Source organism: Streptomyces sp. WAC04114 (genome assembly GCF_019733245.1).
Lineage (GTDB): Bacteria > Actinomycetota > Actinomycetes > Streptomycetales > Streptomycetaceae > Streptomyces > Streptomyces massasporeus_A.
The window spans coordinates 1-12016 of the sequence record NZ_JAIGQA010000031.1; the positions used below are offsets into that span (position 1 = coordinate 1).

8 protein-coding genes are annotated in these 12016 nt (G+C 74.4%); 1 reads left to right on the forward strand and 7 read right to left on the reverse strand.

What is annotated here, in order from left to right; genetic code table 11:
* From K4G64_RS11510 to K4G64_RS11535, 6 genes are all read right to left on the reverse strand, one after another.
* Nucleotides 1-1130 (reverse strand): serine/threonine-protein kinase (locus K4G64_RS11510; protein WP_221755929.1); only part of this gene is annotated, 1130 nt, incomplete at its 3' end.
* Nucleotides 1131-1469: 339 nt separating this feature from the next.
* Nucleotides 1470-2429 (reverse strand): threonine/serine dehydratase, encoded by a 960-nt coding sequence (locus tag K4G64_RS11515; protein ID WP_221755930.1) that lies wholly within the window; start codon nt 2427-2429, stop codon nt 1470-1472.
* A gap of 115 nt (nt 2430-2544) precedes the next feature.
* Nucleotides 2545-3450, reverse strand: a complete 906-nt coding sequence (locus K4G64_RS11520; protein WP_260460338.1) for a polyprenyl synthetase family protein — start codon at nt 3448-3450, stop codon at nt 2545-2547.
* Between the two features lie 602 nt (nt 3451-4052).
* Nucleotides 4053-5111 carry a tetratricopeptide repeat protein gene (locus K4G64_RS11525; protein ID WP_221755931.1) on the reverse strand — a complete coding sequence of 353 codons (1059 nt, stop codon included), beginning with the start codon at nt 5109-5111 and terminating at the stop codon, nt 4053-4055.
* A gap of 172 nt (nt 5112-5283) precedes the next feature.
* The gene (locus tag K4G64_RS11530) at nt 5284-5961 is read right to left on the reverse strand and encodes an AIM24 family protein (RefSeq protein ID WP_221755932.1); all 678 of its coding nucleotides are present in this window, start codon (nt 5959-5961) and stop codon (nt 5284-5286) included.
* Between the two features lie 73 nt (nt 5962-6034).
* Entirely contained in the window at nt 6035-7369 is a 1335-nt protein-coding gene (locus tag K4G64_RS11535) for a CAP domain-containing protein (RefSeq protein ID WP_221755933.1), read from the reverse strand.
* 426 nt (nt 7370-7795) lie between these two features.
* Between K4G64_RS11535 and K4G64_RS11540 the strand changes: the two genes are divergently transcribed.
* Complete coding sequence (locus K4G64_RS11540) at nt 7796-9031, forward strand: SGNH/GDSL hydrolase family protein (protein WP_221755934.1); 1236 nt, start codon at nt 7796-7798, stop codon at nt 9029-9031.
* 4 nt (nt 9032-9035) lie between these two features.
* Here the strand turns inward: K4G64_RS11540 and K4G64_RS41030 are convergent, their stop codons facing one another.
* Nucleotides 9036-11969, reverse strand: coding sequence for a helix-turn-helix transcriptional regulator (locus tag K4G64_RS41030; RefSeq protein WP_221755935.1), 2934 nt, complete (start codon nt 11967-11969; stop codon nt 9036-9038).
* Between the last annotated feature and the right edge of the window lie 47 nt (nt 11970-12016).

The window sequence follows — 12016 nt, forward strand, 5'->3', positions numbered from 1 at the left end:
GAAGTGGGGTTGGGGGAGGGGGACTTGGACGGGCTGGGCGCCGCGGTCGGATCGGCGCTGTCGCCGCCCGCGCCCTCGCCCGGTGTGGCGGCGGAGGCCGGGGGCCGGACCGGTGATTCGGCCGCGTCGCTGCCGCTGTCCGTGCCGGGCAGCCCCTGGGTCGCGGCGAGGATGGCGACCGCGACGGTGACGACGGCCAGGGTCGTTCCCACCACCATGGTCCGTCTGCTCCACGCCGGCCCCCCCGGGCGCATCGCGGCGTAGGCGCCGCGCAGCCGCGGCACCGGTGCCGCGGCCAGGGCCGCCTCGGGATCCTCGCTCAGTGCCCGGGTCAGCGCCTCACGCACCACCTGGCGAGTCAGCCGCTCCCGTGAGTCCTTGCGGAGCAGCCCTTGCACGGCCTGGGTGAGCGGCCCGGCGCGCACCGGCGTGCGCAGCGGCAGCCGGTCCACGCCCTTCAGGGTGTTCTCCGGGCGTCCCCGGTCCCGGAACGGCGGGCGCCCCTCGGTCATCGTGTACAGGATCGAGCCCAGCGCCCACAGGTCGGCCGCGGGGCCGATGCGCTCGTCGCGGGCCTGCTCCGGGGAGGCGTACGCGGGTGCCGTGAGCCGGGGCGCGTGGGTCGCGCCGGCCAGGCCGAAGCCGGTGACGACGACCGAGTGGTCCTCGCGCACGAACACCTGGCCGGGACTGAGCTCGCCGTGCGTGATGCCCTGGGCGTGCGCGGCGTCCAGCACGTCGAGCAGCTCCAGGCCGATCCGCGCCGCCCGCACGTAGTTGAACGTGCCCTGCTCCGAGAGGAGTTCGCCCAGCGGGGTGCCGTCGATCCACTCGTTCACGGTCCACAGGGCACCGGCCTCCTCGACGGCGTCGACCACCGTGGCGATCCGGCCCGGGCACAGCAGCGCCATGTTCTCGGTGGTGCGCAGCAGCCGGGCGGCGGCCCGGCGCTCGACCCCACCCGGGTCCTCCGGAAGCCCGACCTGGGTCACGAGGCACGGGCGGGAGATCTCGCCGGCCCCGGTGTCCTCGGCGTACCAGCAGATGCGGTTGGTCTCGCGCTGGATGATCTCTTGCAGCCGGTACCGGCCGGCGACCAAATGGTGTGTGGAGACGTGCGCCCTGCCCATGGCCATCCCTCGCTGGAAACCTGGCTCTGACCTTTTCCAGAGGTACGGGGGGTGAGGCGCCCTGCGTTCAAACGGATCGCAACTCCGTGTTCATTTCTGTCTTTTGTTCAAGAGAAGGGATCAACTGTGCGAGAAAAAACGGTCTTTCGCCGCCTCGGGGGCGGCTCACCTCGGTGCCGAGACCGCGGCGGGCCGGAGAAATCGGCCCGCCGCGCCCGCGGATTCGCGAATTCCTGCCCGGCCTGCTGGTAACCGGCGGTAAATGCGGACGTGTACAAGGTCTGAACTCGCAGCCCTCCGATGAATTCCGCGCGGGATTCCCCGGGAGCCACCGGAACGTCAGCCCAGACCGAAGCGACGCGACCAGGCGAACAGATCGCCCGTCGTCACGTTGCCCCCGCACACCACCAGGCCGAGCCGGGCCCCCTCGCCGACCCGCTCCAGGACCTGCCGGGCGGCGGGCAGCAGGCAGCCGGCCGCCGGTTCGGCCCACACCTTGGCATGGTCGGCCAGATCCAGCGAGCCCCGCACGGCCTCCCGGTCCGGGACCACGAGAACCTCGGTGACCAGGGCGGAGACATGGTCGTACGTCAGCTGTGACACGGACGGCGCGCTGAGGGTGGAGACGATCGACGACAGGGCGACCGGCAGCGGACCACCGGCCGCCAGCGCCTCGGACATGGCCTGCGCGCCCTCGGTCTCCACGCCCCACACCCGCACCCCGGGCCGGCGGGCACGCAGCGCCGCGGCGACGCCGGCGATCAGCCCGCCACCCCCGATGCTCACAAGGACGTCCGTGAGTTCACCGGCGTCGGCGGCGAACTCCAGCCCGACCGTGCCCTGTCCGGCGATCACCACCGGGTCGTCGAAGGGGTGGACCAGGGTCAGCCCCTCCTGCTGCAGCCGCGTCATGAGCGCGAAAGCGCCGTCCATGTCATCGGTCAGCCGCACCGACGCTCCGGCCGCCTCCGCGATCTCCACGGCACGGGCGGGCGCCGAGCGCGGCATCACCACCGTGGCCTTCACAGCGAGAGCCGCGGCCATGACCGCGAGGGCGATCCCGTGGTTGCCGCCGCTGACCGCCACCACGCCCGCGGCCCGTTCCGCCTCGCCCAGCGACAGCAGTTTCGCCGTGGCCCCTCGCGACTTGAACGAACCGGTCCGCTGCAGCAGTTCGAGCTTCGCGGTGACCGGGGCACCGAGCAACGCCGACAGCCCCGGGCTGTCCACCGTCGGGGTGCGCACGACGTGCCCGGCGATCTGCCCCGCCGCGGCTTCGATGTCCGAGATGCCGATCATGGCAGCCATCCTTCCGGCGCGGGATCACGAAACGCGCCGTGTCGAACCCTGACGCGCGCGTGGGGCCGAGGTCAACGCGGTGACGGCGTCGGCGTCGCGCACCCGCTCGTGTCGCTCAGACGTCGCGCCGCACCAGGTAGTCCAGCAGCGAACGCAGTTCGTCGGCGGCACGGGTGGTCGACGGCAGGTCGGCGAGGGCCGCCTCGACGGCGGTGATGTGCCGTCGGGCCTCCGCCAGGGCCGCCGAGCGTCCGCCGGCCTCCTCGATCAGGGACGCCGCCGTCTCCGGTGCGCCCCCCGACTCCAGGAGGTCGGCGATCCGGCCGCCCCCAGGGGAGTCGAGCGCCACCAGTACGGGGAACGTCTTCTTCCCCTCGCGCAGATCGCCGTGGACCGGCTTGCCGGTGACGCGGGGATCACCCCAGATGCCCAGCACGTCGTCGACGATCTGGAACGCGACCCCGAGATGCCGGCCCGTCCGGTCGAGCGCGGCGACCGTCTCGGGGCCGGCACCCCCGAGCACGGCACCCAGCGCGGCCGCGCAGCCCAGCAGCGCGCCCGTCTTGTGCTCCGCCATCGCCCGGTACTCGTCGGGCCGCACCCGCTGCGGCCCGGTCCACGGACGGTCGGCGAACAGCAGGTCGTCCGCCTGCCCGCGCACCAGGTCGCCCAGCGCCACGGACAGGGTCCGCACGGCTTCGGCGCCACCCGGCTGCGCGGCCAGCGTCTCGACGGCCAGGGCGAACAGGGCGTCGCCCGCGAGCACCGCGGGCCCCGTGCCGTAGGCCTTCCACACGGTCGGGCGGCCTCGCCGGTCCCCGTCGCCGTCCATGATGTCGTCGTGCAGCAGGGAGAAGGTGTGCACCAGCTCCACCGCGACGGCCGCGGCCACCCCGGCCCGCTCCGGCGCACCGGCCGCCTCGGCCCCGAGCACCGCCAGCGCCTGCCGTACGCCCTTGCCGCCGGAGGCGACGGCAGGCGCACCGCCGACCTCGCACCAGCCGAAGGAGTAGGCGGCCATCTCGCCGACCCAGGGGTGCAGCCGCCCGACGGCCTCCTCCAGGGCGGGCCGGACCAGGGCGCGGCAGCGGTCGAGGACACGGGGGATGACGCCGGGGCCGGTCGCGAGAGCGCCGGTGGTGAGAGAGCCGTCCGCGAGAGAGCCGGCCGTGAGGGCGCCAGACTTACCCTGCCGCGTGGGCCGTGCCGCAGCGGGAGCGCCGTGCGCCGCGTCTTGCGGCGTGGGCCGTGCCGTAGCGGGAGCGCCGTGCGCCGCGTCCTGCCGCGGTCGTGCCGCACCGCAAGCCTCGTGCGCCGCGTCTTGCGGCGTGGGCCGTGCCGTAGCGGGAGCGCCGTGCGCCGCGTCCTGCCGCGGTCGTGCCGCACCGCAAGCCTCGTGCGCCGCGTCTTGCGGCGTGGGCCGTGCCGTAGCGGGAGCGCCGTGCGCCGCGTCCTGCCGCGGTCGTGCCGCACCGCAAGCCTCGTGCGCCGCGTCCTGCCGCGTCGGCCGTGCCGTAGCCGGAGCCTCCTGCACCGCGTCCTGCCGTCGTGGCCGGTCGGTTGCCGGGGGCGGTGCCGTCGTGGTGCCCCGTCGTGCCGTCTGCATCGTCGTGGGCGGCGCCGTCATCGTGCGGCCTCCGTCGCCGACTGCTCGGCGGCCGGTATGCCGAGTTCCTCGTGGGCCCGGGCCACCATCCGGCGGGCGTGCTGGAGGCCGATGCGCTCCAGCAGGCCGGCGAGGTCGGCCAGTTCGGCCGCCGTCTCGGCGCGGTCGCGGCCCAGGCGGGCCAGGGACTTGGCGAGTCCCAGCCGCGACAGGGCCTCCCCGCGCGGCTCGCTCATCTCGCGGAACTCGGCGAGCGCCTGCTCGTACAGCTCCCGGGCCTCGGTGTAACGCCCCGCCCGGTACAGGACGTTGCCGCGCATCTTGTGGTTGTAGGCCAGCGCGCTGGACAGCCGCATCGCTCGGCACGCCGTCTCCGCCTCGCTCAGCAGTTCCAGGGCCCGCTCGGTGTCCCCGTCGCGCACCGACACCACGTCGGCCAGCCCGCGCAGCGCCCAGGCGTGACCGCGCCGGTCGTCGGCCCGAGCGGCGATCTCGGCGGCCTCCTCGAACAGCGCGTACGCCGTGTCGTAGCGCCCGGTGTTGCGGTGCATCTGGGCGATGCCCTCCAGCGCCCACACCGTGTGCCGCGCCTCCCCGCGCCGCCGGGCCTCGGCGAGCAACTGCTCGTGCAGTCGCCCGACGGCCTCGTAGTCGCCCTGGATGCGGCCGGTCTCGGCGAGGCCGGCCAGCGAGTAACCGCGGACGACGATGTCCCCGCCGCGTTCGCCGAGGTCGGCAGCCAGCTGGAGCAGCCTGCGGGCCAGCCGGAGCGCGCCGCGCTGCCGGGCCAGGGTGCCGCCGCTCCACAGCGCCCAGGCCATCGCCCCGACGTCGCCGGCCTGCCGGGCCGCGCGGTAGCTCGCCTTCCAGGCCCGGTCCGCGTCCTCGACCCGGCCCAGCCGGCGGTGCGCCTCGGCCACCGCGAGACCGGAACGCGCCGCCTCCCCGGGCTGACCGGCGCGCTCGGCCGCTCTCAACTGCTCGGTACCGGCGGCCAGGACGTCGGTCAGGGAGGAGTTGACGGACAGAGTGGTGAGCGCGCCCTGGTACTCCGGGGCGAATGCCTTGCCGTACATCGATGCCTTTCGGTCCGTATGCACCTCATGTATACACAGTGCGTATACATGAGGTGCATAGAAGGGTGAAAACCTGCCCTGGCCACAAGGGCCAGGGCAGCACCTGTTGCCGATCAAGACGTCGGCGGGACGGACCGGGTTGCCTGTGAGGCGCAGATCACCTGATGGGTGTTCAGTGCTGGCCGGCCCTCTGCGGTGTCGCCTCACTCGGCCGGACGACGACATAGCCCTCGCCCTGGAGCAGCAGTTGCACGGCCTCGCCGGAGCCGCCGCGCAGCATCGACCCGATGGACTGGGAGCGGTGCAGCGAGGTCTGCAGACCCGCGGTCCAGCCGACGATCGCGTCGGTGTCGACGTACACCGGGTACTGCGGCGAGACCGGGATGACGAGCGGATTGCCCTCGCACACCAGGCCCAGCTTGCCGTGCCCCGTGAAGACGCTGTTGAAGAGGCCGCCGCCGGTCATGCCCGCGCCCTTCACGGTCGCGATGCGATACGACAACGTGGCATCGAAACACAGGACGTTGCGGCCGTTGACCGTGAACTCGTCGCCGGGCTCGACGTCGACGATGAAACAGTTCTGCGCCTCGTGCGCGAACCAGGCCTCACCCTGTCCGCGCACCGCCATCAGCGGCAGCCCCTCGCCGGTGACGGCGCGCTTGAGCATGCCGCCCACGCCCTGGCCCTTGCGTTCGAACTGGAGGTTGCCGCGGTAGGAGATCATCGCGCCCTGCCGGGCGAGCATTTCACCGTTCACCGTGTATCGGATGCACTTGGCGTTCTCGACCGCCATGCCCGGCGCCACGGCCGGCTGCACCATGTGCTCATTGGAAAAGAGGTCACCCTTCATACCGGCATCCTCGCCCGGAGCGATTCCCTCCGCCAAGATCGCGCAGGAGGTCCCGTCGTGAAGCGGGCGGCCGTCAACCGCCGAAGAGCTGCGTCCAGTACGTGCCGGCCCGCCCGCCGCCGGCGAAGCCCACGCCGATGTGGGTGAAGCCGGGTGTGAGGATGTTGGCCCGGTGGCCGGGGCTGTTCATCCAGCCCTCCACGACGTCGGCGGGGGAGCGCTGGCCACAGGCGATGTTCTCGCCGACGGAACGCCGGGTGGAACCCGCGGCGGCGGCCCGGTCCCAGGGCTGACCGCCGTCCGGTGCGGTGTGCGCGTAGAAGGCGCGGGCCACCATGTCCGCGCTGTGCGCCTGGGCGGCCGTGGTGAGCAGCGGGTCGGCGGACAGGGGCGGGAGGCCGTGCCGGGTGCGCTCCCGGTTGGTGAGGTCGATGACGGCCGCCGCCGTGCCGGCCAGCCCGTCCGGGGTGAAGGGCCTGGCCCACAGGGCCGTCCAGTAGACGTCACCGGAGGGCCCGTCGTGCACATATGCCAGTCCGGCGTGGGTGAACGCCGGGTCGTGCAGGGTGCGCCGGGGCCCGTCCGTGCGCAGGCAGTACGCGACGAACTCGGCGGCCGTGCGCGGTCCGGACACCAGGTGCTCGCCGACGGCGAGGTAGGCGAACCCGGAGCCGATGACACGCTGGTAGACGGAGACACCGTCGGGCGTCTCGACGCCGAGACGTCCGGCCGCGGCCATGGCGCCGGCGTGCACCCGAGCCGCCGACACCAGGCGGCCGTCCAAGGAGAGCGGTGGCGAACCACCCGTGGCGCGGGCGGAGTTGACCAAGGGCAGGAAGCCGTCGGGATCGGCGACGGAGCCGGCCGCAGGTGGGAAGCCGTCCGGTCCGGGGGCCACGGAGGCGGGCACGGGAGCGGTGGGGGAGGTGTCGTCCACGACGTCGACGCCGAAGTCCCGTGCGAGTCCCGCCAGTCCGTCGGCGTACCCCTGGCCCAGGGCGCGCAGCTTCCAGCGGTCGCCGCGACGGTAGAGCTCCGCGAGCAGCAGCACCGTCTCCGGGCCGGGGCGCCGCGGGGTGAAGCGGGCGAGCGGACGGTTCTTCGCGTCGGTGACGTGCAGCGTGGGGGAGGGCAGGCCGCCGAGGGCGGTTTCGGGGTCGGCGGGGCTCACGACGACGGTCACCCGGGTCGCGCCGGCGCGCAGCCCCGGCGGGTCCACGGTGAGCGCGTCGCCCCGCAGCACGGCCCCCGGCGCCGCCGGCTGGTTGAAGAACACGAAGTCGCCGTCGTCCCGGACTCGCCCGCCGTCGTCGGTCACGAGCGCCGACACGTCGAACGGCCCGGGCACCCGGACCGTCACCGCTCCGCCCGGCAGTGCCAGATTCCCTCCGGGAACCAACTCGCCCATCGCGCCCCCCTGTCCCGCTCCGCGAGTGATTCGGTGCCCGGACAACGGCTGCCGGAGCGTCAGGGTTCCCTCGGTGGGCCGGGCTCCCTGGCTCTCGGGCCCCGGGACGAATCAGGGCAAGGCGCCCGGCGCGCAGAGCGATCGCGACCAGGCGTGGTGAAGCCGGCTTCGACCGCTACGCCCGGCGGCAGGCCGACCCGATCCGCTTCCCGCGCGGCAGGAAGGCCGTCGCCGACCACATCCCGACAGCGGTTCCGGCTACGCCCCGGACATCGACCGGATCGACGTCCGAAGTCGCCCTGACCGGCACGGACGGCACGCCAGTCGAGGGGCACCTGCGCGGTGCCGCCGGCCGCACCGCTACGGTGGCGTACGCCGGGACGACCCCGCCCGCACCCGACCGACCGGCCGAAGGAGCGCCGCCGCATGTCCCGCACCGCACGTCCCCGTGCCGCCCTGGCCGCCCTCTCCTGCTGCGTCGCAGTGGGCTGCGGAACCGGCACGGTGCCGCAGGCGGACCGGCCGAACCCGCCGTCCAGCGCCCCGGCGGCAGCCGGGCGCGGCGTGGTGACCTGGGCCTCCTCCGCCGGCCACATCGGTGAGGCGGCCGACGGCCGCGGCTACCGGCTGATGGTGCACACCAGCGTCGGCGGCAGCGACCTCAGGGTGCGGCTCACGAACGCCTTCGGCGACGAGCCTGTGACGTTCGACAACGTCCACGCCGGCCTGCAACGGGACGGCGCCGCCCTCGTCCCCGGCAGCAACAGGCGCCTGACCTTCGGCGGCGCCCGCTCCGTCACCGTCCCCGCCGGCGGCATCGTCTACAGCGACCCGCTGCCCGGCCACGTCCCCGCCGGGCGCACCCTCGCCGTCAGCCTGTACGTCTCCCGGGCGGGCGACACGCTCACCGGGCACTGGATGGGGATGCAGACGTCGTACACCACCGACGGCGACCACACCGCGGAGGAGGGCGCGACGCACTGGAAGCGGCGGACCGGCTCCTACGTCTACCTCGACGCCGTCACCGTGCGCCCCCGCAAGGGGACGGGTGCCGTGGTCGCGCTCGGCGACTCCATCACCGACGGCTGGCACTCCACGATCGACCGGAACCGCCGCTGGCCCGACTACCTGGCCCGTCGGCTCGGCACCTCCGGCACCGCGGTCAAGGGCGTGGCCAACGCGGGCATCGCCGGGAACAAGGTTCTCTTCGACGGCCCCGGCGAGAGCGCCCTGAACCGTGTGCAGCGGGACGCCCTGTCCCTGCCGGGCGTGCGCACGGTCTTCCTCTTCCAGGGCGTCAACGACATCAAGGCCGAGCCCGGCGCCACGAGCGCCGGGCTGATCGCCGGGTACCGCCGGCTGATCGACCGGGCGCACGCGGCCGGGAAGTGCGTCGTCGGCGCCACGATCGCGCCCTACAAGGGCTGGCAGGAGTGGGACCCCGCCGGCGAGGCGGTACGGCAGCGGGTCAACACCTTCATCCGCGACAGCGGCGGGTTCGACGGGGTCACCGACTTCGACCGGATCCTGCGCAGCCCCGACGACCCCCAGCGGATGCTCCCCGCCTTCGACGGCGGCGACCATCTGCACCCCAACGACAAGGGCATGAAGGCGATGGCCGACGCCGTCGACCTCCGGAGCCTCGACTGCGGGACCGGCTGAGCCGTCAGCCGGACGTCGTGGGCTCCGGGGTGATCAGGCCCTCGCGGTAGGCGATCGCCACGGCCTCCCCGCGGCTCGACGCGCCCAGCTTGGCGAGGATGTTGGAGACGTGGACGCTCGCGGTCTTGCCGCTGATGAACAACTCCTCGCCGATCTGCCGGTTGCTGCGGCCGAGGGCGAGCAGCCGCAGCACGTCCTGCTCGCGCGCGGTGAGCGTGCCGGCCCGGTCGTCGCCCGGCGCGTCCGACAGCCGGCCGCGCCGCACCAGCGCGTCCACCTGCTCCCGCAGCGGCGTGGCGCCGAGACCGTCGGCGATCTCAACGACCGCCCGGGCCTCCGCGGCCGCCTCCTCGCGACGCCCGGCCGCCACCAGGGCCTCGGCGTACCGCACACGGCAGCGCGCCAGCTCATAGACGTCGCCGTAGCCGAACGCCCTCACCGCCTCCGACCAGGCGGCCGCGTCCGGCCCCTTCGTGGCCCGGATCCACTCCGCCTCAGCCCGGGCCAGCCAGGCCTGCCCCTCCGGCCCCTGAGGTGCGCCGCCCTCGCCGTGGGTGGCGACGGCCCGGGCCAGTTCCACCAGTTCGCTCGCGGTGTCGCTCCAGCGGCGGGCCCCCGCCTCGTCGCCGGTCAGCCGCAGCCCCGTGGCCGCGTCGGCCACCGCGGACAGCGCCAGGGCGGCCAGCCGGACCGTGACGCCCGGGCGGGGGACGGCCTCGTCGGCCAGGGCCGTGACCGTGGACCGCATCCACCGCACCGCGTCCTCGGGATCGCCACGCAGCGCCGCGGCGTCGGTGAGCACGATGCCCGCCACCAGCGTGGCCATCCAGTCGAAGGGACCCTCCAGCAGCGCACGTGCCCGGTCGGCGGCTCCCAGATCGCCACGCGCCAACGCCACGTACAGCGCGGGACCGAAGGTGTAGCCGCCGGCCGCCTGCGGCACCTCGGGATCGGCCGCCGCCGCGCGCAGGCACTCGTCCCAGCGGCCCAGCACATGCAGCACCAGCAGCCGCAGGTACCGCATCTCCAGCGGGTACGTCGAGGACAGCAGCCCGGCCTGCCGGGCCCGGTCCAGGCCCTCGGTCAGCCAGGGCACGCACTCCGACAGGGCCCCCGACTCGTAACAGCCCATCGCCAGGTTGAACAGGGCCCGCAGCTCCACGGGCGCGTTGCCCGAACTCCGGGCCAGGGCACGGGCCTTGACCAGCCGCTCACGGCCCTCCGGGCCGCGCCGCCCGGCCCCGTCGAAAACGGCCAGTGAGATCAGCAGGTCCGCCTGGGCGTCGGTCACCCCCAGTTGCTCCGCCACCCCCAGGGCACGGCGGGCGACCCGCAACGCGGTCTCGTTCTCCCCGACATGGCGTGCGGCCAGGACATGCGTGGCCGCCGCCCACACCCACGTACGCGAGGGAGGATCCTCCGGGATCATCGCCAGCGCCTCGCTGCTGTAGGCGAACGCCGCCGTCAGGCTGTCCACGCTCAGCAGGTTCCCGGCGAGGGTGTAGCGGACCCGCGCGGCGAGTTCGGAGTCGGCGTCCTGGCCGAGCTCCGCCAGCGCGGACCGGGTGAGGGCGATCGCGCGGTGCAGCCGGCCGGCGTGCGCTGCGGCCGCCGACGCCCGCAGCGTCAGCGTGACCCGGTCGACGCCCCCGCCGGACGGCCGGCTCGCGGGATCCACCGCCGCCCACAGGTCCAGGGCCGTTTCGAGATGCCGCTGCTCCTCGGCCGGCGCACCGACCCGCTGAGCGTGATCGGCGGCCTCCAGGGACGCGGCCAGCGCCTCGGCGAGGTCGTGGCTCTCCCGGTAGTGGTGGGCGCGCTCGGCGGCACTCTCGGCGAGGTGCCCGCGCCCGGCGAGCAGCCGCGCGAACGCGCCGTGCAGCCGCGCCCGCTCCCCGGGCAGCAGATCGGCGTAGACGGCCTCGCGGGCGAGTGCGTGCCGGAAGGAGTAGGTGTCGTCGTCCCCGGCGACGAGCAGCTGCCGCCCCACCGCCTCCCGCAGCGCCGACTCCAGCTCCGCCTCCGGCAGCCCCACCGCTTCCCGCAGCAGGTCGTGCTCCACCCGGCGTCCGGCGACGGCGGCGGTCCGCAGCACCTGCTGCGCGGTCTCGGACAGCTGCTCGAAACGGATCAGCAGCACATCGGCGAGCCCGCTGGGCACCCCGCCCGACTCCGTGTCGGTCGCGGCGAGCAACTCCTCCGCGTAGAAGGCGTTTCCCTCGGCCCGTTCCACGATCCGGCGCACCGTGGCGTCCGGCAGCGGCCCGGGCTCCAGGGCCCGCACCAGCCGGTCCACGTCGGCGTCGGCCAGCGGCCGCAGCTCCAGCCGCTCGACCGGGGGCAGCCGGATCAGCTCCGCGAGCAGCGGCCGCAGGGGATGCCGGCGGTGCAGGTCGTCGGCCCGGTACGAGGCGAAGACCGCCAGCCGGTGCCGCAGCACGCCCCGGCCGAGCAGGAAGCGCAGCAGGTCCCGCGAGGACTGGTCCGCCCAGTGCAGGTCCTCCAGCACCAGCAGCAGGGGCGCGACCTCGGCGACCTCGGCCAGCAGCCCCGCCATCCCCTCGAACAGCCGCAACCGCCCGTCCACGTCCCGCACGGAGTCGGATCCGGCCCCCAGCAGCCGCTCGACCACGGGATGGGCGGCGAGAGCGTCGGCGAACCGCTCGTCGGCGGCCAGCACCCCGAGCATCTCGGTGAACGGCAGATACGGCAGCCCGACGTCGCCGAGATCCACGCAGTGCCCGGTGACCACGGTCATGCCGGTGGCGGCGGCTTGCCCCCCGACCTCGTCGAGCACCCGGGTCTTGCCGACGCCGGCGTCCCCGGCGATCAGCACGGCCCGGGCCTCACCACCGCGCGCACGCTCCAGCACACCGGAGAGCCGCGTGAGTTCGGCGTCCCGCCCGACGACGGGGGTGGCCGATGAAGCCTGCTGCACAGAACCAACCTTCTTGCTTCAGGGGCGCGGGGAACTGCGCGATCAAC

Coding starts and splice junctions, on each gene's coding strand:
- K4G64_RS11540 (WP_221755934.1), top strand. CDS start 7,796: ATGTCCCGCACCGCACGTCCCCGTGCCGCCCTGGCCGCCCTCTCCTGC.
- K4G64_RS11535 (WP_221755933.1), bottom strand. CDS start 7,369: ATGGGCGAGTTGGTTCCCGGAGGGAATCTGGCACTGCCGGGCGGAGCG.
- K4G64_RS11530 (WP_221755932.1), bottom strand. CDS start 5,961: ATGAAGGGTGACCTCTTTTCCAATGAGCACATGGTGCAGCCGGCCGTG.
- K4G64_RS11520 (WP_260460338.1), bottom strand. CDS start 3,450: ATGGCCGCCTACTCCTTCGGCTGGTGCGAGGTCGGCGGTGCGCCTGCC.
- K4G64_RS11525 (WP_221755931.1), bottom strand. CDS start 5,111: ATGTACGGCAAGGCATTCGCCCCGGAGTACCAGGGCGCGCTCACCACT.
- K4G64_RS11515 (WP_221755930.1), bottom strand. CDS start 2,429: ATGATCGGCATCTCGGACATCGAAGCCGCGGCGGGGCAGATCGCCGGG.